The organism is Sphingobium terrigena (genome assembly GCF_003591655.1).
GTDB classification, from domain to species: domain Bacteria; phylum Pseudomonadota; class Alphaproteobacteria; order Sphingomonadales; family Sphingomonadaceae; genus Sphingobium; species Sphingobium terrigena.
In genome coordinates, this window is record NZ_QVRA01000014.1 from 82522 (window position 1) to 103731 (window position 21210).

Here is a 21210-nt window from a genome sequence, read left to right on the forward strand (position 1 = left end):
ACATGTTCTCCGGGGGGTCTCACTGGTTCCTGTCGGTCAGATGGCGGTCGAAAAACTGCGCTATCAGCTGAAATGCCTCAGCGGATTCGGGCATGTCCGGCCACATGAAGAAGGCGTGGGGCAGGCCATCGAACAGCTGAAGGTCGCTGTCGACTCCCGCCCGCGCAAGGCGTCGGTGCGCGAGCGTCAGGGCGCTGACGGCGAAGTCGCGCCCGCCTGCAAGCAGCAGCGTCGGCGGCATCGCGCGTATTTCCGCTTCCGACATCAATGGATAGGCGGCAGCGTCGTCGGCGGGAACGCCCTCCATATAGGGCGTTGGCAGCGTCGCGGGCAGCGCAGGCGCAGCCATGACATCGCCCCCTGTGCTCGGCCCGGCCAGATAGGGGCTGTCCCCCGAATAACCGGCTCCGGTCCCGCAGAAGGTTCCGATCGCGCCGGGGCGCGGCAAACCTGCCTTGCGTATCCAGGCGGTCGCCTGCGCGGTGATGATCCCGCCTGCTGAACAGCCATAGATACCGATGGCCGATGGGCTATAGGTTTTCAGCAGCTCGCCATAGACCGCGGTCACATCCTGCGACGCTGCGGGGTAGCGGTGTTCAGGCGTCAGGCGGTAATCGACCGTCACGACGCGGATGCCCATCGTGGCGGCGATCGGTATCGCTTCGACCAGCGCACCGCTGCCCGATCCCCACATGAAAGCGCCACCATGCACGTTGATGAGGATGCGGTGCGCGTTGGCTGCTGCCGGGCCGTCCTTCGGATCGACGATGTGGACCCGAACGCCGTTTATCTGTGTGGGGCGTTCTGTCGTCGCGAAATGGCGACGCATTTCGGCGAGGCGGTCGTCATTGTAGCGCTGATAGAAGGCACGTTGCCTGGTCACATCGCCAGCAATGTCTTTGGGCGCGGTCGCGGCTTTCATCCGGGCGAGCACCTGCTTCGCTTGCTCGCTGAGCTGGCTGGATGGCGGCAGGGTGAAGGCGGGGACAGCCACCTGTTGCGCACTGGCTGGCGCTGCCAGAAGGACTGTCCATGAAGCGATCATGAGGGCTTTCATTGTGTATTCTCCATCCTCTCCCGGAAAAAGCGTACCATGGCGGCAAAGGCCGCCTCGCTTTCCGGCGCGTCGATATAGCTCCAGAAGGCATGGGGCAGACCGTCCCACACCAGCAGCTTGGCCGACACATGAGCTGCATCGAGGCTACGGCAGAAGTCCGCCGTTCCGCCCAGTAAAAAATCGCGGACGCTCGTCAGACAGAGCGTTGGTGGCCATCCTTCCAGTTTTCCAAGCCCGGGCGACAGCAGGGGGTCCGTCAGGTCGTGCGCACCAGCATAGAGGCGAGCCAGCGCTCGGACCCCGGCGGGAGCAGCAAACAGGGTGGTCGTATCGGCATCGCGCGAGAGGTCGGCGGTACCGCTGAAGAAGCCGAGCGCGGCCGGCTGCGGCAGTCCCGATGCGCGCAGCCGCGCAATCAACTGCGCCGACAATATGGCGCCCGCCGAGGTGCCGTAAAGCCCGATCGCTCGATCCTTCGACAATATGCGATAGACGGAAAGCGCATCATCGACCCCGGCGGGATAGGGGTGTTCGGGCGCCAGACGGTAGCGCACGGCAATGACGCGATAGCCGGTCAGCCCGGCGACGGCGGCATTTTCGGTGATCGACCCGGCGTCGACCATGAAGCCGCCGCCATGCAGGTTCATCAGCCATGGGCCGTTCGACCGCTCATTGCGCGGGTGGAAGATGCGAACCGGAACTCCCGCTATGACGGTTTCCTCGATCCGCACCTGGTAGCGGCGGAGGCGGGGACCGCCAATCGCCTGCTGGATCGATTCCGCCCTGGCGCGGCGGTCGGGCATCGCGGCCGGTTCGGGGGGGCGGGCGTCATTGGCGGCGATGGAAGCTAGCGCTTGCGTTGATAATGTGTCCGGCCACGGCGCCTTGACGATCTGCGCCGGAGCACGCGTCGACGAAAGCAGCATGGCTGCGGCTATCGCAACACGAAGCCTTCCCCTTGTGCGCATCAGACCGGCGGTCATCCGTGCATCGTCCCGCCCGATTGGGCTATGCGGCCATAGAGTTTGGCGCTCGGCTTCACCTGTCGCCGAAAGCTCGTGCGATCGACCGATACCAGGCCATATTTTGGGCCATAGCCCGACATCCATTCGAAATTATCGAGCAGCGACCAGTGTATATAGCCTATCACCGGTATTCCGTCGCGCCGTGCCGCCTCGATCGACGCGATTGCCGACGGAATGAAGCGGGTGCGTTCTTTGTCGTCGGCGGCATCGATGCCATTTTCAGTGACCAGGACCGGCTTTCCCGTCGCCTTGTGGGCGTAGCGCACGACGTCGCCGACCGCTTGCGGATACCATTCCCTGCCGTCCGGGCGGCGGGGCGCATCGGCGGGCAGGTCGACGTCGCCCTTCGGCCCGACATAGGCGCGGCCATAGGTCTGTATGCCGATAAAATCGTCCTTGTCGGTCACGGCGAAGAATGGGGCATAGACATGGGCGCGCTTGCGCTCGATCGCGCTGTCAGGACCGGCTGCGACATTGTCTGGAATGGCGAGGCTGAGGCCGATCGGCAGGTCGCCACGCACAGCGCGAATGGCTTCGCGCGCCTTCACATGGGCCGCGACGACGCCTGGGATCATCGGTTCGGGATCGCCCGCATTGAGCAGCGAGAAACGGTCAGATCCGCTTGCCTTCGCGGCGGCGGCAACGCTGGCGGCGATCTTGTCCATGAAGGCGGTAGAAGGCGGGCTGCTCGCCCAGCGCCCACCAAGCGCAAGGTTTGGCTCGTTGAAGGTCAGCGCGTGGCTGATCCCACCCGCCATAGCCCGCGCCACCCGGTCACAGTAACGGGCGAACAGATCCGGCGCGTCCGGATTTTCCCAGCCGCCAGTTGCCGCAAACCAGCGCGGTGTAGTGAAATGATTGAAGGTCACGACCGGGGCCAGCCCCCGCTCGCGGCAATGATCGATCATCTGCGTGTAATGGTCGAGATAGGCTTGGCTGAACTGATCCTTCGCCGGTTCGATCCGGCACCATTCCACGGAGAAGCGATAGCAGTTGAGGCCCAGCGTCTTGACGATTTCGATATCTTCCCGCCACCGGTGAAGGCTGTTGCAGGCATCGCCCGACGGTTCTGCAAAGACGGTGGGCTTCACCTGTTCGAGCAACCAGATATCGGCGTTGACATTATTGCCCTCCACCTGATGTCCCGCCGTCGCCGCGCCCCAAAGGAAGGGTGGGCGTCCCGATGCGTCGGCCTTGGCAGCCTTCGCAGGATGCACTGCCGCCGCTGACATACCGCCCGCGACCAATCCCATCGCTTTGCGCCTGTCGATCATGTTCGCCATGTCCTTACGTCCCCTTATCGGGGCGCTGGCCCGTTTCGACCCACTGGTGCAGCGCCTGCCACAGTTGGGGGCCTTCCTGCGGCGTGAAGCCGCAATGCGCCCATCCTTTCAAACCGGCGCCGGGTATGTCCTTCTGCTGGGAAGGCGCCCAAAGCTGGATCAGCCGCCCGTCATTGCCCTGCTGCTTCACGCGCGCCGCAAGCAGTCGCCCCTGTTGCGCGAAGACCAGCCCGTCATGTGCGCTGTGCACGGTGATGAGTGGCGTGCGGAAGCGTCCGGTCGACCGATACCATTGGTCCGCGAATGCGATCGCCTTTGGATCGGCGTCCGTCCGCCCGATGTCGCGATTGAGCGCCGCATTTTCTGCCTCGGTCAGAAGGTCGCTATGATAGATTTTTTTCCGGTTGCCATAGACGACGCCACCGAAGCTGGCGCGCATGTCGTCCATGCCGACCATCGCGGTCATGATGGCGAACATGAAGCTGCCAGGATCGGCGTCAGCGCCTGCAACCGATGCGATGCGCGCCACCATCCTCGCTTCGGCGCCGCCCGGATTGCGCCGGGCTTCCTTGAACAGCGCGCCGATGGGCGCGCTCATGCGCCTGATCTGCCACATCAGCCAGAGCGGCCGGGCAAAGCCGAGGCCGGTCGGCGGGACCGGCGACAGGCCATTGGCGTCAAGCGCCTTGTCGCCCGGCAGCGCATAGTCTGTGCCGCGGGTAAAATAATCATAGCTCGCGCGCAGGTCCACAAGAGCGCCGATCTCCGTTTCCCAGTCCCCGGTCACGCCGCACGCGGCCATTGCTCCGGCAAAGGCGTCGGGATGTTTTTCGATCAACGCCATGACGATGTTCCCGCCCATTGACGCGCCGCCCAGATAGAAGCGCTCCGTGCCGAGCCGTCGAAACCATTCGCGCAGGCGCAGCGTGTTGGCGACGCCACTTTTGACCGCCATGGCCGGCTTGTCGAAGGCGCTTTGGCCCACGGCAAACCCGTCCTTGTAGGCAGCGGTGAGATAGCCGCCCGACGGCTCCTTCGCGACAGGGTCGGCCGGCACCGACACCGGCGTACCGGGTATGGAATAGCCGTTGGCGAACAGCACGGCCTGCCTGTTCCACCGCGCCGGTACGGCAATGCCGAACAGACGGCCTCCAAGCTTGCCTGCCACGCTCATGCCGCCATCGGCGCGCCCGTTGGCGTCGATATCGGTGGCGCCGGCGGCGCGCATCCTGTCGACCAGTTTTTGCTGATCGACAGAAATTGCGCGCCGTTCGACTGTCTCGCCACATCCCTGCAAGGCCAGCATAAGCGCAATCAGCGGAAGGAAACCATGCGCCCGCATCAGAAGCGATAGCGCAACTGAACGCCATAGGTGGCAGACTCGCCATATATGGAGTTGATGAAGCCGGAATTGTTGTAGCTCGGATTGGCGGTGATCCGATATGCCTTGTTGAAGATGTTGTTGCCGTAGATCGACAGGTCGATCGGCGCGCCGCGGGCATTGTTCCAGTCCAGCCGCAGGTTGAAGAGGCTATATCCTGCGATCGTGTCGAACGGCTGATTTTCCGGCGTGACTCGTTGGCTCGACTGATATGACCAGTTTGCGCTCACCGCCATCTCCCCTTCGGACGCAGGGATAGGCAGCGCGACGCGGCCATTCACCCCGATCTTGTGCTTGGGCACGAAGGAAAATGGCGTGCCGGACAGGTCGCGACTGGGCTGCGCCGCGGTCAGCGCTTGTGGAATGGCCGGGATCGCAATGGTGTCATAGGCCAGATATTTCGCCGAGTTGTAGGAATAGACGGCGCTTAGCGTAACGCCCTTGGCCGGAACCACCACGCCTTCGAACTCAAGCCCCATGACCCGCGCTTTCTGGGCGTTGGTCAAAATATCCGCCCCGGCGATCGCGGCCCGCTGCACAACCTGAATATCGCTATACCATGTGTAGAAGGCCGAGATATTCGTGCGCGCCTTGACATCGCCAAGCGTCCAGTCGCGCTTCAGTCCCACTTCCGCGTCGGTCACTTTTTCCGGCTGGACCGCGAACAGGGGATGGGCCTCGCCCAGAAACAGCGACACGATCGGATTGCTAGCGCCGGACTTGTAGCCCCGGCGGGACACGGCATAGAGCAGGGTTTGGGGGTCCGCCTGCCAGTCTAGGCCCAGTTGCCAGGTCGGTCCGTCGCTTTTGCCGTTGAAGGTCGGCGTGGTGCAATTGGGATAGTGTCGTGTCGGGAACCCGCCCGATGCGACTGCCTGATAGGCGTCATAGACGCAAAGGTCGGAATTGAGGCCCACTATCTGCGCCGCCTGCGCGTTGCTGATGACGCCCAGCGCGGCCAGTTTGTTGAATATCTGATAGCTCGACGCAGCCTGATAGGACTGGATGTCGCCGCCGAACCGATCCCAGGTCCAGCGGAACCCGGCGGTCGCTGTCAGTTCGGGCGTAACCTTATATTGTGCCTGTGCGTACAGCGCCTTGCTGCGTCCATCGACATGCGCAGAGGGTTGAAGGCTGAGCGCAGGAGCCAGAGGGCCGCTCAGGCCGAGCAACGGCTGCAACGCTGGCGGTATGAGCAGTGGCCCGCCGCCCAAAATACCGCCGCTCTGCATGGGATTGATCGTTGCGAAAGTCAGATCCGACGGGGTTTTCTGATCCAAAAAGAAGCCGCCAAATTGTAGACGCAGCGGGCCGTTTTCATAACGGAATTGCAGTTCCTCCGTGATGGTGCGCAGGTTGTTGTTGTAGCTGCCTGGATACGCGCCCAGCAGATCCGCGATTTGAAGCGGCGTGGAATCGCGGTCCGTCGCGCTGGTCGATCGCGACCGGGCGTAGCTGACGATATTCTTGATCGTCAGCGTGTCGGTCGGCTGCCACTGGGTATTGTTGAGGATGAGGAGGTTCTTCGCCACCTCTCGCGTCGGAACGCTCAGCGCAGTTCTGCGTATGCCGCGCGCTTGTTGCGCCGCGAGATAGGGCTGAAGCAACGCTGCGTAGGGACGGTTGGGGTTGACGGCGAGCAGAATGGAGCCGCCGCCATGTTCCTTGACGTCGGCATAACTTACCGCCGTATAATTGCTGAACGTATCGGTGGGGTTGAATTGCACGCCGAGGCGCAGGCTGTAATTGTTGCGATTGAGGTAATCCCGGCCCGTCACCACGTCGCGGACATAGCCGTCGCGCTTGTCGAACTGCCCGGCGATACGGACGGCGAGGACGTCGTCGACGATCGGAATGTTGAGCGCGCCCTGACCGCTCTTGCGCGCGAAATTGCCGAAGGTGAAGTCGACATAGCCCTCCGTGATATTCATCTTCGGTCGCTGCGGCTCCAGCAGAACCGCGCCGCCTGTCGTGTTGCGGCCAAATAGCGTGCCTTGCGGGCCTTTCAGCACCTGAAGCGATGCCAGATCGTAGAAATTACCTGGCCCCGATACGGAGGAAGGGACTTCGGCAAAATAGCCGACCACGCCCGGACCGCTGCCCGTGCCGGGACCGCCATTGCCGCCCATGCCGCGAATGGAATAGGTTTCCTGATTGCGCGCGACATCACCAACGACCGACAGGGAGGGGGTGAAGTTTTGAAGATCGGTGCCGGTCGATATGCCCTTCTCGCGCAGATTGTCCTGATTAAACGCGGTGATCGAAACCGGCACACGCTGGCTCCGCTCCTCGGTCCGGCGGGCTGTCACGACGATATCCGTAATACCTCCCGGCTGATCGACCTGTGCGGGCGCCGCGTCGGATATCGGACGTTGGACAGCGGAATTGCGGACGATGGCGGTGGCCCCGCTGTTATCGACACGCATCACGAGCCCCGAACCCGCCAGCAGGGCGGCCAGCGCCTTTTGCGGCGCCAGACTTGCCCGGACTCCGGGCGACCGCAGCCCCCTCACATCCTCTACCCGATACATGAGTTCGCGGCCCGACTGTCGGCTCCATTGTTCGAGCACGATGCGCATCTCGCCGGGCGCAATATTGAATACCCGGACTTGCGCATAGGCATGAGCGGGGCTTGCCGCCCCGCAGGCGATGATGCAAACGCCAGCCATCATGGCCGGGATAATCCTCTCCGACATAATCCACCCCTTTTTACTAGAGGCGCTCTTCGGCGTCTCTAGTAATGAGAGACACGCTGCTGCGAAGAAACCCTAACGCCTATCGAGAAATTTTTATGGTTTCGCCCGAACGCGATACGTGGAGGCCATAGGCATCCTCCAGCAAGCGCAGAAACGCATCGACATTGCCGGGCTGAAACACGCCACCCATCCGCATCTGTGCGACGGCGGGGTCGGATACCGCGATCTGGGATAGATTGTAGCGGTTGAATTCGGCGATTACCTCGCCAAGCGGTTGTTGGTCGAAACGCAGGATGCCGTTGCGCCAGGCGAGCTGGTCGCTGACCTTCTCTTCCGATTTCTGGGTTATCAGCATCGAAGCGCCGCGCGCGATCGCAATGTCGCCTGCCGTAATGACGGATTGACGCGCAGGGGCGTCTGCGGATTCGTCGTCGACCCTGACCTTTCCTTCCGCGACCGACACTATCACCCGGTCCCGATCACGCCGGACGGAAAATTTGGTCCCTAGCACAGTCACCCGGCGGTCGCCCGCATGGACGACGAAGGGATGCCCCGAGTCATGAAACACCTCGAAATAGACTTCGCCCTTGTCGATCCAGACTTCGCGCTCGTCCCGACCGACCTGCGCGCGAATGGCGCTGCGGGTGTTCATTTCGATCCGGCTGCCGTCGCCCAGTTCAAGCAGGCGACGCTGTCCGATGTCCGTTTTCGCGGCCAGTACCGGCTGCGGTCGGGCGGGCAGCATTATAAAGCCCAGCCCTGCCGCGATCAGGAGCGAGGCGGCAAGGGCGGTCAGCCGGGGCAGATACGACATCCACGACGACGTGCGCCGGGATGGCGGGGGGGCGACGGCCGCGATGCGATCCGCCTCCCGCCAGCCATGTTCAAGACGCCAGAACGCCGCCTTGTGAGCCATGGATTCGTCAAGCCAGGCATTGAGTTCATCTTGCTGGCGCTGGCTCCAGTCCGGCTCTTCGCGACGGACCAGCCATTGCGCAGCGAGCGCTTCGAGGCGACGGGCCTCACTCATGCCCTGCCTCTTGGCGTGGCGGGACGGTCGCCGTCTTGCGCACGATGCGGCCTTCCCCGCCGAGCATGAAGTCGACCAGCGCCCGCATGCCCAGCGTCAACTGCCGCTCCACCGTATGATGCCCCACGCCCAGATGCGCCGCGACCTCACGCGTCGACATCCCTTCCAGCTTCCTCAGACGGACAACTTCGCGGCAGCGCGGTGGCAGCAGGTCCAGGCCAGCCTCCGCGCGGCGAAGCTGATCGCGCGCCACGAGCGTGTTTTCGGCGTCATATCCTTCCGCTAGGTAGTCAAGCTCTTCCAGATCTGCCACCAAATCAAAGGACACGATTTTGGCACGCCGGGCGCGGTTGAGAAGGATGTTGCGGGCGATGGTGAGGAGATAGGCGCGGGGTGTTACGGGGATCGCCCTTTGTGCGCCGATTAGCGCGTGTTCGTACACATCCTGGCGAATGTCGACGACATCGTCGGAATTAGGCCAATTGCGCCGAATGAAGCGGACGAGCATCGCCTCGTTCGGCAGAACTGCCTCCTGAAACCAGCGGTGAAGGTTCGCATCATTCATCGTTCGCTGCGTCCATCTGCCCACTTCATTGATGTAAAACACTCAACCACCGGATTCCCGTAACAGGCCTGGAATAGAGGCAGCATTAGATTTTTAACCGTGAGATGATAGTTTGCTGCTTTACCGCAAGAGCAACGTCGGCAAGGCTAGCGGGAGCATTTGGCTGACGTGATCGCTGAGCCTCCTACCCTCACACAAATTTTTCTCGTTCAGCCTCTCAATAAGCTAGCTTCAAGATTCACAGGCCATAGTCGGCAGCAGTCAACATGCAACCCGTATGCGGCCGCAAATGCCCCCAACAGCTTCGTCCGAACCTCCTTTCCTGCAGCTCAGAGATGGCAGGCAGTGAGCGTCTTCCACTAGGGGCGATGATGTAGCTGAAGAGCGTCGGAGATTGGTGCATACCTGTTCGCCGCGATTTGACCCCATGATGACCAGTTCCGGTGCAAGCCGACATCACTGGGGCTTCGCCGGAAAGGCCATAGGTGGTTAACTGCCGCCTGCTCTTGGAGAGCGAAAATTAGCTGCTGAGCGTCTGGCTTGGGTCTAGGCTGTGTGAAAACGCTGGCACGGAGGTTTTGAGTAGCGAGTTGATTAGCAAACACATTGGCGAGACCCGAGTGCGGCATGGCCATTATGTGGTGATGGCTTTCAGGATTGCCTTGCTACCCATGATGTTGAGCACCCTGGTCAAGTTGTAAGCGAGGACATGGAGCGCCATCTCGGTTGAGACGCGCGGTTTCGTCTTTGTAAGGAAGTGCGTGTAGCCCATTCGGGCCTTCAGGGTGCCAAAGGGATGTTCGACGGTCTGGCGTCGTATGCGCATGGCGTTAGGATTGGCATCCAGTCGAAGCTGCATCGCTTCGATCACCTCTTCATGCTCCCATCGGGAGACACGGCGCTCTTTGCTCGGCGTGCATTGCGCCTTCATCGAGCAGTTTGCACAGACACTTGCCCAATAGCGTTTCAGCGTCAGTCCCCCTTCTTCGCGAGTGTACCGGTAGCTGAGAGTTTCGCCCGCTGGACAGCGATAGGCATCCTGCTCGGGGAGATAGATGAAGTCTTGTTTTCCAAACCGCCCAGCCATTTTGGCTTCAGAGGTCATCGGCCTTGGCATTGTGACCGTCACCCCGGCTTGTTCACTTGCCAGTATTTCCACGCCAGAGAAGTAGCCACGATCGACGACAACCTCGAGCTGGTCCTTTTCCAGCACCGCTTTCGTTTTCGTCGACATGCGGGTCAGTTGAGCGCGATCATTGCCGATATTCGTCACATCATGCGTGACGATGATGTGGTTTTCGGTATCGACGGCTATCTGGACATTGTAGCCGACCATCCCAGTTCCCCGGCCGCTGGTGGCCATTGAGCGGGCGTCTGGATCGGTCAAGGATATCTGCTGATCTGAGGCAGCCAGCATCTGCTCCTCCAGTCCGTCGAGACGTTTCATCTCCCCCTCGAGCTTGGCGATCCTCTCTTTGAGGCGCGTCGTTTTTGCAGCCAGCACGTCCGTTGGTTGATGCCGATCAGCCGTGTCGAGCTGGGCAAGATAACGTGTGACGCTCTCTTCAATCTGTTCCCGGCGCCGCGCCAGCTTGGCCTTGGTGAAGTTGCGATCGCGATTATTGACGGCTTTGAACTTGCTGCCGTCGATTGCGATGCTTCCACTCGTGAGCAGGCTCATCTCCCGGCAAAGCAAGACGAAACGGCTGCAGACTTGGCGGATCGCTACGCCATTGTCGCGACGGAAATCCGCAATCGTCTTGTGATCAGGGACAAGCCGACCCACCAGCCACATGAGTTCGACATTGCGATCGGCCTCGCGCTCAAGACGACGGCTCGACTGCACCCGGTTCAAATATCCGTAAATGTAGAGCTTGAGCAAAACCGACGGATGATAAGAGGGCCGACCCGTGGCAGCAGGCTCCACGCCCTCAAATCCCAGTCCCAACAAATCGAGCGCGTCGACAAATGCATCAATCACTCGAACCGGATTATCTTCGCCGATCCAGTCATCTACGCAGGGCGGAAATAGCGTGGTTTGTTTGCGATCAGCACCAGAAATGAAGCGACCCATATGATCCCCCAAAACGTTAGACCAACATACCACATCTGCCGCGTTTTCACACAGTCTGGGTCGGAACAAGCCGCGGCAGCCGCCTCTGCGAACCGTCTCGAAAGCGATGTTGAAATGGGGGGGGGGGGCGGAGGTATACCTCGTCCAGCACCGAGTGCAGCGATCAAGGCATGATGATCCGTTGCAACCAAACGCCTAGCAGCGCGAAATAGGCGGGCGCGTTGGGCGTCGCGTTGGTAGCGAAGCGCGCGTCGACTTGTTGAGCGGATGCCACGCCCAGCATCATCGCGTGATCCGCCCCGTCGATTACGCGCACGGTAATTTGCGGCGACTCGGCATGGTGTGCACGTAATGCCGCGAGCGAAGCCGCAACGGGGACCCACGGATCGGCTTGGCCAAAGACAATCAGTGTGGGTACGCGCGATCCAAACAACGCACGCAGCGGGTCGTTGCCGATCTGCTGACGCCATTCGGGGTCGTCTATGTTACCCTTGATCCAGGTGTCGGCATACCAAGGCTCGTTACGGATGCCGGCCTCGGCCCGCTCGGCAGCGACTCGGGTCGCCTTCCCGCGGACGTAGTCATCGACCGCCGTGCGCGCGGCGATCGCCCGGTCGATTGTCTCCTGTGATTTGCCCTGGATGCGCAGGATGTTCGACACAGCGAAATTCATCTGGACATCCGCTGCTGACATCGGCCCCGACACGGCAATTGCAAAAGCGGCTCGCTGCTCCTTCTTCGCCGCCAGGATGGTCAGCCACCCACCCTGCGACAATCCCCAGAAGCCGATGCGGCGCGGATCGATGTCGCGCTCTCGGCTTAACCGTGCGAAGGCCGCGACGGCGTCGTCCGCCAGCAGGTCAAAATTGCCGGCGGGCGCCCCGCCGCTGGTTGATGCGCCTGACCCGCGCCGGTCGTACAGCAGAACCGCAATACCGAGGCGGGGCATCACCTCGGTCAGATGACGATATAGCGGCGCGCTGCGAAGAGGCGCTTGAGCGCCGTGCAGCGCGATGACGGCGGCGTGCAACTTGCCGTCTTTGGGCACGAACAACGTACCCGACAGCCGTGCACCGCCATGCTCGAATACGATCTGACGCTCCTCGATGGGATTGTCTGTCGGCACAGCCCACGGCGGGATCGCTGCGGTCTGAGCTACGGCCGGGCTGGTCCCCATCGTCAGGAGAACGCCTAAAAAATAGGATAGCAATCGCATGGCAGAATCTCCGGCGGTTAGATTGTCATGCCTGTATCGCGAGCGCGATCCCAGACCTCGCAACTGTCTATTAAGGGTAGCTGGCGTCCGGCTGCTTGATGAACCTGGATTAGCAGATCCTGTCAAACTCGGACGTTCGTGTCACCTCATGGGAACGGCGATAGCTGGTCGCTGCCTGAACCGGACGGTCTGCACCTGGGGACTAATTTTTGGTCCCTGAGCGTCTCACAAGGGTCGATTAACCCTCGACCTTTTCATCAGGACCGGCGATATCGCCTTATGGCATCCGATCGTAAAACTGTTGAATTCCTCGTTGAGCAGATGGCAGGCGGCGGCACCGTTTCAGCCAAGGCGATGTTTGGGGAGTTTGGCATTTATTCCGATGGGAAAATGGTCGCATTGGTCTGCGACGACCACCTATTCGTAAAGCCCACGGTTGGAGGGCGGGCATTCGCTGCCGGTGCGGAAGAAGCCCCTCCATATCCCGGTGCAAAGCCCTGTCTCCTGATCGACGCGGAAAAGTGGGATGACCGTGAGTGGCTTGCCGAGATCGTTCGTATCACATCTCAGGAAATGCCTGCTCCCAAGGTCAGGACCAAGCGCAAATCCGGCTGATGCAACGCCTGGCAGAAGCCCGTGTTCGTTAACCTAATGTCCGCCTTTGGAATGTGGAGGTGGGATTGTTGAATGCCCGGGAAGGGGTCGATGGCTTCCGATTCGCGCTGTACATTTGGAAGCGAACGTACGGCGACGGTAAAAATGCTCTTGTAGTGGGGCCGAAGTCTATATTGGGCTAGCCGGAGTGCGCGCGTGCTGTGAAACCTACAGCCCCAGTTCTTCCAATCCGGGATGATCCTCCGGTCGTTGCCCGAGCGGCCAGTGGAACAGGCGCTCCCCCTCGGAGATCGGCAGGTCGTTGATGCTCGCGATCCGCCGCGCCATCAGGCCGCTCGTCGCGAACTCCCAATTCTCATTGCCATAAGAGCGATACCAGGCGCCTGCATCATCACGCCATTCATAGGCGAAGCGCACCGCGATCCGGTTGCCGTCATGGGTCCACAGACCCTTGATCAGCCGATAGTCCTGCTCGCGGCTCCACTTCGCGGTCAGGAAGGCAATGATAGCATCCCGCCCCTGAAGGAACTCGGACCGGTTCCGCCACTGGCTGTCCTCGGTGTAGGCAAGCGCCACGCGCGCGGGATCACGGCCATTCCAGCCATCCTCGGCAGCGCGAACCTTCTGCAATGCGGTCTCATGGGTAAAGGGCGGGAGGGGCGGTCGCGACATCGGGAGAAATCCTTTCAGGCAAAGGGCGTGGCGAACTCAAGGCGAATGCCACCGGGAATGAAGATGAGGAAGTGGCGCGTCGAAGACCCTGGACGGATGGGACCGGGCGCTGCATCGACGACTACCTCCGGATGCGCCGTCACCGCCTCCCACGCCGCCTGCAGCGCGGCATCGTCGGCGACCGCCAGCGAGAGATGATGGAGACCGATATTCGCGCGCCGATCAAAGGCCCGGGCCGTCAGCGGGTCCGCAGCGCGCCACAAGGTTAGCAGGATCGCGCCATCCGACACGAAGATGGAGGGATAGTCGGGCACGCCGCCCACCTCAGCAAAGCCCAATGTGCCACAGAAGAAGGCGCGCGCCTGATCGAGGTCGGGCACGGTGAGTCCGACATGATGGATGCCTTGAGTGAGTTTGCCGGTCATGATGCTGTTCCTTCCAGTTGGGCGATGCGGGTACGCAGCGCCGCGATCTCATCAATGAGGGGTTGGGAAGCGCGCCGTACCTCAGCTTCGGTGAAGCGCGGCGTGATGTGTTGCGGGCAGTTCCAGTCGAATCCGACGACGTCGATCAGGAAGGCGCGTTCCGGTTCGGCGGCATAGCCCTGCGGCATGAGCGCGGCGATGTCCGCCGGACCCTCGCTGGAATGGGCATGGCCGATGATCTTGAGGCGTCGGCGGTTCGGATAATCCATCAGGAACAGCGAGACACGGTCGTCAGCCACAAGATGTGCGGCGGAAAGATATTGCCGGTTCCCCCGATAATCCGCAAACCCGATGCGATTGCCCTCGATATGGCGGAGGAAACCTGTCGGTCCACCACGATGTTGGACATAGGGCCAGCCATCCTCAGACACGCTCGCCATGTAGAAGCTGTCGCGGGCAGCGATAAAATCCAGTTCCCGCTTTGTCAGCACATCGACTGGTCCCGCGTCCGCTTCCATACGGGCATAGGAGGTGCGCGATCCCGCCGCCGCCTGCATGGCGCGGGCTCCGGGACCAAAGAGGGTATGGAGAAATGTCTGTGCCATGCGAGGAGATATAGCGCGTTGCCCTTGGCACGATAATCAGCGATGATCGACGTTCACTATTTCATTCTGAGGAATAATGGATCACTTCGAGAGCCTCTCTGTCTTTGTCGCCGTGGCCGAGCAGCGCGGCTTCGCGGCAGCGGCGCGGTCGCTGGATATGTCGCCGCCTGCGGTCACGCGCGCGGTCGCGGCGCTGGAGCGTCATCTGGGCGTGACGTTGTTCCATCGCTCGACGCGGGCCGTGTCATTGACGGACGAGGGGGCGGTCTTGCTAGACCGGGCCCGGCGGATCCTGGCAGACCTGCGTGAAGCGGAGCAGATTACCATGGGCGGGCGGTCCGTGCCGCGCGGTCAACTCTATGTGACCGCGCCGGTGATGTTCGGACGCCTTCATGTTCTTCCAGTCATCAATGCGCTGCTGGCGAGCCACGCGGGTTTGAATGCGCGCATAATGCTGCTCGACCGCAATGTCCGCATCATCGAGGAGGGTATCGACGTGGCGGTGCGGATCGGGGCACTGGCAGACAGCACGTTGCGCGCCGTGACGATCGGCTCGGTCCGGCAGACCATCGTGGCGAGCCCGGCTTATCTCGCCGAACGTGGCGCGCCCACCGATCCTGCCGAACTTGCCAGCCATCATTGTATCTTGGGCAGCGGAGTGCGCGTCGGCAGCGCATGGCCGTTTGGTGTACGGGGCGACAGTATCGTGGACGTGGTCCCCCGCCTGATCGTCAACAGCATCGATGCTACCATCGCCGCTGCTGAGGCGGGCGTGGGGCTGGCCAATGTGCTGAGCTACCAATCGGCCCCGCGCATCGCGAACGGGCAGTTAGTGGAGGTGCTGGCGGATCATGCCCCGTCCCCCATGCCGGTAAGCCTGCTCTACGATCCCGGTCGGGCGGCTATGCCTGCGGTTCGCGTGTTCATTGAGGCCATGCGGGAACAAGGGCAGCAAGGAGCGTGGTCCTGATCAAGATCGGTGCGAACCGTGAGCACAAAACCATTGTCCCGAAAACGGAGCGGAGCGTCCGGTTGCGGGAATCAAGAGTTCCCCTTTGAAAGACCGAAATGGGTCGATGTCGATTGACCGACGATCGTGATGCCCTGTGGCGGTTCCCGCCGGTCAATGAGAGGACCAAGACCTATTTGCGCATCTCAAACCCAAACAAGTGGTCGAGCGACCAGACGCCGCCGCCGCGCGCTATCAAAGGGAGCAGCAGCCCCGCCCAACTCAAATGCGTCGGCCAGGCATCAGGATAGACGAAGATCTCAATGACGAGTGTCATGCCCAGCAGCGCTGCGGCGCCAGGCCGGGTAAAAAGGCCAAGCACCAACAGGACAGGGAAAAAATGCTCCGAGTATGTCGCCGCGTGCGCCGCAATCTCCGGCGGCACCAACGGCAAGGCATAGTCGGAGCGGAACAGCTCATAGGTGGAAGGCATGATTGTGAGCACGCCTTCCACCTTGGTGCGACCCGACAGGAAGAAGATGGACGCAATGCCAAGCCGCGCGACCAGCAGCAGCAGGCTTTCCGATATATGGCCAGCCAGCCATGCCGATGCTTCACGATAATGATGTGCAAGAGTTGTCATCGCTCTTCTCCGGGGGTTCGTGAAGATCAGGCCTTCGGCATCAGCGAGCCGAACCCTTTGGGCGTCTTTATCTTCGTGCAGGTGCCAGCCTTGACCAGTTTCCAGGCATCGCCCTGATAAGCGATCCGCGACGTGCCGGCGCAGCTCGTGCCGGCACCGGCCTTGCAATCGTTCTTGCCAGCTTGGGCGACGCCATAGCATTTCTCCATCGGCTTGGCGGCACCCGCGGCGTGCGCGCTTCCGGCGATCATCGTGAGAGCGAGGGCTGCGGCGAGGGCTGCGGGGGTAGATGTCATCGATAGTCTCCGTGAATGCTTGGGCCTCACATGCGGCAGGATCATCAAGGATAATCCCGCCGCACGGCGACCCTGGGAGGCCAAGCGGGCCGGGTCACGCAAGCTTCTTCGCGGCGGCGTTGAAAAGCGTTACAGAGGAGGCGCAGGTTAAGCCGCACCTTTTTTCTGCGGTATCACTGTAACCATCTGGCACGGCACCGCGAATAGCTGTCCGGGAGTGCACATGCGGGCGAGCGAAGAACAGCTCAGGATATGGATGATCGGCGGTCTCGATGGAGACGCCGAAGCCCATACCGCCTTGCTCCGCGCGCTCGTTCCCATGCTGCGATCCTTTTTCGGGCGTCGCCTTCGCGGTGCCGAAGATGATGTCGAGGACCTCGTGCAAGAAACTCTAATGGCCATTCACACGCGACGCGGCACTTATGACCGAACGCGTCCCTTTGCCGCCTGGGCCTATGCGGTCGCGCGCTACAAGATGATCGACCAGTTTCGGCGCACCCGCCGCACGGTACCGATCGAGGGGCTTGAGGACATATTGATCGCCGAAGGGTTCGAGGATGCCTGCGCCGCGCGGATGGACATCGACCGGCTGCTCGGCGGCATATCGGACAAACAGGCCAGAGCGATCCGCGCGACGAAGATCAATGGCTTGAGCATGGCGGAAGCCGCTAAGGCCGGAGGCATGAGCGAGGTGGACGTGAAGGTGTCCGTCCATCGTGGACTTAAGGCCTTGGCCGCGCGGCTCAAGGGAGACGGTTGATGCAGACCGATGATCTCATCCGATCGCTCGCCGGTAACGTGGCGGCAGTTTCACCACATCTCGTGGAGCGCAGGGTAACGGTCGGGATTGCGGTGGGCGCCGTCGTCACGCTGATGGCTATAGCCTCCACATTGGGATTCCGGCCGGATCTTGCCGTGGCGATGCACGGCTTCACATTCTGGATGAAATCGGCCTACACGATTTCGCTGGGGATCGCGGCGATTGCGGCGACCGTCCACCTGTCGCGGCCGGACGCGACGCGGGCGCAGTGGCTCTGGCTGCTTGTCATTCCCTTTGGCCTACTGGCCTGCGTGGCGGCGGGTGAGTTGTTCCGCACGCCCATCGATGGCTGGCTTCCACTCTGGCTGGGCCAGAGCTGGAAAAGATGCTCGATTTTCGTGGCGATGCTGTCGGCTCCGATCTTCATCGGGATGATCTGGGCATTTCGCCAGTTCGCGCCGACCCGATTGCGCCTTACCGGCGCGACCGCTGGTCTTGCGTCGGGAGCTTGCGCCGCAACGCTCTACGGCCTGCATTGTCCTGAAGCATCGGCGATGTTCGTGCTGACCTGGTATAGCCTGGGCATTGGCCTGGCGGCACTGGCAGGCGCGTTGATAGGCCCGCGTTTTTTGCGCTGGTAGATTGCGTGTAACCATCCGGTGCGTGCCTCCGAAGAACCTCATGCCATCCCGGCAAGCCTATTCGGAGACCACATCATGATCACGCTTAAGTCTGGCGTCAGCATCGCCACCACCGCCGCCCTGCTCGCCATGGCCGGTGTCGTAGCCTCCAGCCCGGCAAGCGCCGCTGGCGCAAAGGCCGTCCATTGCTACGGCGTCAACAGCTGCAAGGGCACATCCGACTGCAAGACCGCCAAGAATGACTGCAAGGGCTTGAACAGCTGCAAGGGCACGGGTTTCAAGGAAATGTCCGAGAAGAAGTGCGCCGCCGCTGGTGGCAGCCTGACTGGGCCCGCCGGTCAGTGATCGAAGGCTTCGCGATCGCCTCCCCCCGGTGATCGCGACCCGGAGGTCCGGCTTCCCCCGGTAGGACCTCCTCTTTTCCGGAGCGAACCGATGACAGGCAATTCCGACGCGACAATCCAAGGCTTTGGCCTCGGCCTGCGCACGCCGCACTATCAGGATTTCCTGACCGGCACGGTGCCGGTGGATTTCGTCGAGGTGATCTCAGAGAATTTCATGATTGATGGCGGCAAGCCGCGCCATATCCTCGACCAAATCCGTGAGCGGCATCCGGTCGCGCTGCATGGCGTCTCGATGTCAGTCGGCTCTGCCGATGGTCTTGATCACGGCTATCTGCACAGGCTCAAGGCGCTGGCGGATCATCTCGATCCGCTGTTCGTATCCGATCATCTGTGCTGGACGCGGATCGAGGGGTTCAATTCCCACGACCTGTTGCCGTTGCCCTATACCGACGAAGCGCTGGACATAGTCTGCGCGAACATCGCGCTGGCGCAGGATGTGCTCCAACGCACAATGCTCATCGAGAATCCGTCGACCTATCTGCAATTCACCGCCGACAGCATGACCGAATGGCAGTTTCTGGACGCGATGTGCGACCGCACGGGTTGCGCGCTGCTGCTCGACGTCAACAATATCTATGTCGGCGCGGTCAATCACGGGTTTGACCCAATCGCTTATCTCGATGGCGTACCGGCCGACCGGGTGCGCCAGATCCATCTTGCCGGTCATAGCCAGGGCAAGGACCGGCTGATCGACACCCACGACCAGCCCGTACCGCCGTCGGTCTGGGCGCTCTATGCCGATGCCTGCCGCCGTATCGGCCCAGTTGCGACCATGATCGAGCGCGACGACGACATCCCTCCACTCGCCGAACTGCTGGCCGAACTGGACATCGCGCGCAGCTTAGCGAGCGACGACCGGAAGGCGGCGGCATGAGCCTTTCGGCAATGCAACGCGACTTTCGCGGCTGGCTGATCGACGCGCCGGTGTCGATGGCCGAATGGGTGGATGCCGACGCGCGGGCAGGCCTCGCCGTGTATCATAACGCCTATCGGGTGCAGCTCGTCGACTGCTTGCGGGACACGTTCGAAAAGACATTGCTGTGGCTGGGCAACGATGAGTTCATCGATGCAGCTCGCGCGCATATCGAAAGCACGCCACCTCATGGTTGGACCCTAGGCGTATATGGTGACGGGTTCGCCCACACGCTCGCCGAACTTTACCCTAACGATCCCGAAGTGGCCGAACTGGCCTGGCTCGACTGCGCGCTGAGCCGAGCCTTTGAAGGGCCAGATGCTGCCCCTGTGTCTCCAGAGCGACTGGTGGCGGTGGACTGGGACAATGCCGGATTGCTGTTCACCCCCACGATGCAAATCGCCGTGGCCCGCACAAATGCAGGCGCAATCTGGTCGGCGCTGTCGGCGCAGGACGATCCGCCGATGGCGGCCATTTTGCCGGAGCCCGGTGCAATGCTTGTCTGGCGACAAGATTTTACGCCTTGTTTCCGCACGGTCCAGGCCATCGAGACTTTCGCGCTGGAGCACATCGTCGCCGGCGCGACGTTTGGTGCCCTTTGCCTCGCTCTGATCGAACGGTGCGGTGAGGAGATCGGAGTGGTCGAGGCTGGCGCGCTGCTCGGTCAGTGGATCGGGGACGGGCTGATCACTGCAATCAGCCTGTATGGACAACAACCAACCGCGCAGAGATAAAAGACAGATGCTGTCGGGAGTAGTCGTTCGCGACGAGCGCCAAGAAGACTTGGTCTGGTCGGTAGCCGTCGCAAAAAGCAGACCGTCGGGACCTAGGGATAGGAAATTGATCGCTGAGCGTCCGTGATGGGTCGACCGCAGAGATGTGCCGTTGATATGCATCGCACTCGTCAGTGATCAACCAGCTGCCATAATGTATAGTCGAGACAGGCACGCCCACAACGCGGCACTGTTCAGGCGATACCCGCGCCGCCAGTCACACCATAGACCTCGCCGGTGATATAACTGCCCTCCTGCGACGCCAGCAGCACATAGATGGGCGCGATCTCGACGGGTTGGCCGGGGCGGCCGAACTGGCTCTGCTCGCCGAATTTCGTGACCTTTTCCTGCGGCTGACCGGACCGTCCAGAAGGGCCCAGGCGCCACCACATTGGCGCGGATGCCTTTCTCGATCAGTTGCTTGGCCAGCGCCTTGGTATAGGCCACGATCCCTGCCTTCGTCGTTGCATAGTCGAGGAGGATGGCTGATGGATCATAGGCTTGGATCGACGCGGTCGTGATGACCGACGCACCGGCGGGCAGATGCGGCACCGCCGCCTGCGCGATCCAGTGCAGCGCATAGAGGTTGGTCTTCATCGTGCGGTCGAAATCATCTGAGCTCAGCACCTGCACATCGTCCCGAAACTGCTGACGGCCCGCATTGATGACCAGAATGTCCAAACCGCCAAGACCGGCGACGGCATCGTCGACCGACTGGCGGCACCAAGCTTCATCCATCACGTCGCCGGGAAGCGCGACGGCTTTGCGCCCCTCCGCTTCGATCAGGGCTATCACGGCCTGCGCATCGCTCTCTTCGCTGGGCAGATAGGCAATGGCGACATCGGCCCCTTCCCGTGCGTAGGCGATGGCCGCCGCCCGACCAATGCCGGAATCGCCGCCCGTAACGAGCGCCTTGCGTCCCTTGAGCTTACCCGACCCCACATAGCTTTCTTCACCATGGTCTGGTGTGGGGTCCATCTGCGCCGCTATGCCGGGGGCTGGCTGGGGCTGCTTGGGGAAAGGCGGCTTGGGATATTGGTTGCGTGGATCTTGCAGGGTGAGGCGATCGGCCATGATGGTTCCTTGCTGATGATTGGCGGGCGGATATTTCGCCGTCGCTCCGAAGGCTGGAGGTCAAATTACGAGCCACCCCGCCCGCGAGTTCCTGCGTTAGGCTTGGCCATGCC

Annotated in this window: 21 protein-coding genes and 1 pseudogene; 7 read left to right on the plus strand and 15 right to left on the minus strand. The window is 61.8% G+C overall.

Annotation, left to right across the window (positions count from 1 at the left end; translation table 11 throughout):
- Window positions 1-19 precede the first annotated feature (19 nt).
- The 9 genes from D0Z70_RS15540 to D0Z70_RS15580 form a co-directional block, all read right to left on the minus strand.
- Window positions 20-1057 (minus strand): alpha/beta hydrolase, encoded by a 1038-nt coding sequence (locus D0Z70_RS15540; RefSeq protein WP_239018948.1) that lies wholly within the window; start codon window positions 1055-1057, stop codon window positions 20-22.
- Window positions 1054-1983 (minus strand): alpha/beta hydrolase, encoded by a 930-nt coding sequence (locus tag D0Z70_RS15545; protein ID WP_182913985.1) that lies wholly within the window; start codon window positions 1981-1983, stop codon window positions 1054-1056. The genes D0Z70_RS15540 and D0Z70_RS15545 overlap by 4 nt, the downstream gene beginning before the upstream one ends.
- A 53-nt stretch (window positions 1984-2036) precedes the next feature.
- Window positions 2037-3365, minus strand: a complete 1329-nt coding sequence (locus D0Z70_RS15550) for a glycoside hydrolase family 1 protein (protein ID WP_338054907.1) — start codon at window positions 3363-3365, stop codon at window positions 2037-2039.
- Between the two features lie 4 nt (window positions 3366-3369).
- The gene (locus D0Z70_RS15555) at window positions 3370-4707 is read right to left on the minus strand and encodes an alpha/beta hydrolase (protein ID WP_119748048.1); all 1338 of its coding nucleotides are present in this window, start codon (window positions 4705-4707) and stop codon (window positions 3370-3372) included.
- A complete protein-coding gene (locus tag D0Z70_RS15560) occupies window positions 4707-7418 on the minus strand; it encodes a TonB-dependent receptor (RefSeq protein ID WP_239018949.1) in 2712 nt (903 codons plus the stop codon). Before D0Z70_RS15560 ends, D0Z70_RS15555 begins: the two co-directional genes overlap by 1 nt.
- 103 nt (window positions 7419-7521) lie before the next feature.
- The gene (locus D0Z70_RS15565; RefSeq protein ID WP_119748051.1) at window positions 7522-8472 is read right to left on the minus strand and encodes a FecR family protein; all 951 of its coding nucleotides are present in this window, start codon (window positions 8470-8472) and stop codon (window positions 7522-7524) included.
- Window positions 8465-9037: an RNA polymerase sigma factor gene (locus D0Z70_RS15570; protein ID WP_119748053.1), complete on the minus strand. Its 573-nt coding sequence runs from the start codon at window positions 9035-9037 to the stop codon at window positions 8465-8467. The genes D0Z70_RS15565 and D0Z70_RS15570 overlap by 8 nt, the downstream gene beginning before the upstream one ends.
- Before the next feature lie 634 nt (window positions 9038-9671).
- The gene (locus D0Z70_RS15575; RefSeq protein ID WP_119748055.1) at window positions 9672-11111 is read right to left on the minus strand and encodes an IS1182 family transposase; all 1440 of its coding nucleotides are present in this window, start codon (window positions 11109-11111) and stop codon (window positions 9672-9674) included.
- A 163-nt stretch (window positions 11112-11274) separates the two neighbouring features.
- Window positions 11275-12327: an alpha/beta hydrolase family protein gene (locus D0Z70_RS15580; protein ID WP_119748057.1), complete on the minus strand. Its 1053-nt coding sequence runs from the start codon at window positions 12325-12327 to the stop codon at window positions 11275-11277.
- A 279-nt stretch (window positions 12328-12606) separates the two neighbouring features.
- Here D0Z70_RS15580 and D0Z70_RS15585 point away from each other — a divergent pair, with 279 nt between their 5' ends.
- Window positions 12607-12942, plus strand: a complete 336-nt coding sequence (locus tag D0Z70_RS15585) for a TfoX/Sxy family protein (RefSeq protein WP_119748059.1) — start codon at window positions 12607-12609, stop codon at window positions 12940-12942.
- A 207-nt stretch (window positions 12943-13149) separates the two neighbouring features.
- Here D0Z70_RS15585 and D0Z70_RS15590 read toward each other — a convergent pair whose 3' ends face one another.
- Genes D0Z70_RS15590 through D0Z70_RS15600 form a run of 3 tightly spaced genes read right to left on the minus strand, consistent with a single transcriptional unit; the run spans window position 13150 to window position 14644 of the window.
- Window positions 13150-13614: a nuclear transport factor 2 family protein gene (locus D0Z70_RS15590; protein WP_119748061.1), complete on the minus strand. Its 465-nt coding sequence runs from the start codon at window positions 13612-13614 to the stop codon at window positions 13150-13152.
- A 14-nt stretch (window positions 13615-13628) separates the two neighbouring features.
- A complete protein-coding gene (locus D0Z70_RS15595; RefSeq protein ID WP_119748063.1) occupies window positions 13629-14039 on the minus strand; it encodes a VOC family protein in 411 nt (136 codons plus the stop codon).
- Window positions 14036-14644 carry a pyridoxamine 5'-phosphate oxidase family protein gene (locus D0Z70_RS15600; protein WP_119748065.1) on the minus strand — a complete coding sequence of 203 codons (609 nt, stop codon included), beginning with the start codon at window positions 14642-14644 and terminating at the stop codon, window positions 14036-14038. The genes D0Z70_RS15595 and D0Z70_RS15600 overlap by 4 nt, the downstream gene beginning before the upstream one ends.
- Before the next feature lie 76 nt (window positions 14645-14720).
- On the opposite strand from D0Z70_RS15600, the gene D0Z70_RS15605 reads away from it, so the two are divergent.
- Window positions 14721-15614, plus strand: a complete 894-nt coding sequence (locus tag D0Z70_RS15605; RefSeq protein WP_119748067.1) for a LysR family transcriptional regulator — start codon at window positions 14721-14723, stop codon at window positions 15612-15614.
- 172 nt (window positions 15615-15786) lie between these two features.
- On the opposite strand, the gene D0Z70_RS15610 is transcribed toward D0Z70_RS15605, so the two are convergent.
- On the minus strand, window positions 15787-16236 hold the full coding sequence (locus tag D0Z70_RS15610; protein WP_119748069.1) for a DoxX family protein: 450 nt from the start codon (window positions 16234-16236) through the stop codon (window positions 15787-15789).
- 26 nt (window positions 16237-16262) lie between these two features.
- Entirely contained in the window at window positions 16263-16532 is a 270-nt protein-coding gene (locus D0Z70_RS15615) for a BufA1 family periplasmic bufferin-type metallophore (protein ID WP_119748071.1), read from the minus strand.
- Window positions 16533-16755: 223 nt separating this feature from the next.
- Between D0Z70_RS15615 and D0Z70_RS15620 the strand changes: the two genes are divergently transcribed.
- The 5 genes from D0Z70_RS15620 (at window position 16756) to D0Z70_RS15640 (ending at window position 19984) form a co-directional block, all read left to right on the plus strand.
- The gene (locus D0Z70_RS15620; RefSeq protein WP_119748073.1) at window positions 16756-17292 is read left to right on the plus strand and encodes a sigma-70 family RNA polymerase sigma factor; all 537 of its coding nucleotides are present in this window, start codon (window positions 16756-16758) and stop codon (window positions 17290-17292) included.
- The gene (locus tag D0Z70_RS15625) at window positions 17292-17933 is read left to right on the plus strand and encodes a DUF1109 domain-containing protein (protein WP_119748075.1); all 642 of its coding nucleotides are present in this window, start codon (window positions 17292-17294) and stop codon (window positions 17931-17933) included. Before D0Z70_RS15620 ends, D0Z70_RS15625 begins: the two co-directional genes overlap by 1 nt.
- A gap of 75 nt (window positions 17934-18008) precedes the next feature.
- Window positions 18009-18278 carry a BufA2 family periplasmic bufferin-type metallophore gene (bufA2, locus tag D0Z70_RS15630; RefSeq protein ID WP_119748077.1) on the plus strand — a complete coding sequence of 90 codons (270 nt, stop codon included), beginning with the start codon at window positions 18009-18011 and terminating at the stop codon, window positions 18276-18278.
- Window positions 18279-18368: 90 nt separating this feature from the next.
- A complete protein-coding gene (bufB, locus tag D0Z70_RS15635; protein ID WP_119748079.1) occupies window positions 18369-19211 on the plus strand; it encodes an MNIO family bufferin maturase in 843 nt (280 codons plus the stop codon).
- Window positions 19212-19222: 11 nt separating this feature from the next.
- A complete protein-coding gene (locus D0Z70_RS15640) occupies window positions 19223-19984 on the plus strand; it encodes an HvfC/BufC N-terminal domain-containing protein (protein ID WP_239018950.1) in 762 nt (253 codons plus the stop codon).
- A gap of 233 nt (window positions 19985-20217) precedes the next feature.
- Here the strand turns inward: D0Z70_RS15640 and D0Z70_RS15645 are convergent.
- Window positions 20218-21097: pseudogene (locus D0Z70_RS15645) on the minus strand (SDR family oxidoreductase).
- Window positions 21098-21210: the final 113 nt, after the last annotated feature.

Coding starts and splice junctions, on each gene's coding strand:
- D0Z70_RS15595 (WP_119748063.1), bottom strand. CDS start 14,039: ATGACCGGCAAACTCACTCAAGGCATCCATCATGTCGGACTCACCGTG.
- bufA2 (WP_119748077.1), top strand. CDS start 18,009: ATGATCACGCTTAAGTCTGGCGTCAGCATCGCCACCACCGCCGCCCTG.
- D0Z70_RS15580 (WP_119748057.1), bottom strand. CDS start 12,327: ATGCGATTGCTATCCTATTTTTTAGGCGTTCTCCTGACGATGGGGACC.
- D0Z70_RS15565 (WP_119748051.1), bottom strand. CDS start 8,472: ATGAGTGAGGCCCGTCGCCTCGAAGCGCTCGCTGCGCAATGGCTGGTC.
- D0Z70_RS15610 (WP_119748069.1), bottom strand. CDS start 16,236: ATGACAACTCTTGCACATCATTATCGTGAAGCATCGGCATGGCTGGCT.
- D0Z70_RS15585 (WP_119748059.1), top strand. CDS start 12,607: ATGGCATCCGATCGTAAAACTGTTGAATTCCTCGTTGAGCAGATGGCA.
- D0Z70_RS15600 (WP_119748065.1), bottom strand. CDS start 14,644: ATGGCACAGACATTTCTCCATACCCTCTTTGGTCCCGGAGCCCGCGCC.
- D0Z70_RS15540 (WP_239018948.1), bottom strand. CDS start 1,057: ATGAAAGCCCTCATGATCGCTTCATGGACAGTCCTTCTGGCAGCGCCA.
- D0Z70_RS15605 (WP_119748067.1), top strand. CDS start 14,721: ATGGATCACTTCGAGAGCCTCTCTGTCTTTGTCGCCGTGGCCGAGCAG.
- D0Z70_RS15550 (WP_338054907.1), bottom strand. CDS start 3,365: ATGGCGAACATGATCGACAGGCGCAAAGCGATGGGATTGGTCGCGGGC.
- D0Z70_RS15575 (WP_119748055.1), bottom strand. CDS start 11,111: ATGGGTCGCTTCATTTCTGGTGCTGATCGCAAACAAACCACGCTATTT.
- D0Z70_RS15555 (WP_119748048.1), bottom strand. CDS start 4,707: ATGCGGGCGCATGGTTTCCTTCCGCTGATTGCGCTTATGCTGGCCTTG.
- D0Z70_RS15625 (WP_119748075.1), top strand. CDS start 17,292: ATGCAGACCGATGATCTCATCCGATCGCTCGCCGGTAACGTGGCGGCA.
- D0Z70_RS15570 (WP_119748053.1), bottom strand. CDS start 9,037: ATGAATGATGCGAACCTTCACCGCTGGTTTCAGGAGGCAGTTCTGCCG.
- D0Z70_RS15545 (WP_182913985.1), bottom strand. CDS start 1,983: ATGCTGCTTTCGTCGACGCGTGCTCCGGCGCAGATCGTCAAGGCGCCG.
- D0Z70_RS15620 (WP_119748073.1), top strand. CDS start 16,756: ATGCGGGCGAGCGAAGAACAGCTCAGGATATGGATGATCGGCGGTCTC.
- D0Z70_RS15615 (WP_119748071.1), bottom strand. CDS start 16,532: ATGACATCTACCCCCGCAGCCCTCGCCGCAGCCCTCGCTCTCACGATG.
- D0Z70_RS15590 (WP_119748061.1), bottom strand. CDS start 13,614: ATGTCGCGACCGCCCCTCCCGCCCTTTACCCATGAGACCGCATTGCAG.
- D0Z70_RS15640 (WP_239018950.1), top strand. CDS start 19,223: ATGCAACGCGACTTTCGCGGCTGGCTGATCGACGCGCCGGTGTCGATG.
- bufB (WP_119748079.1), top strand. CDS start 18,369: ATGACAGGCAATTCCGACGCGACAATCCAAGGCTTTGGCCTCGGCCTG.
- D0Z70_RS15560 (WP_239018949.1), bottom strand. CDS start 7,418: ATGATGGCTGGCGTTTGCATCATCGCCTGCGGGGCGGCAAGCCCCGCT.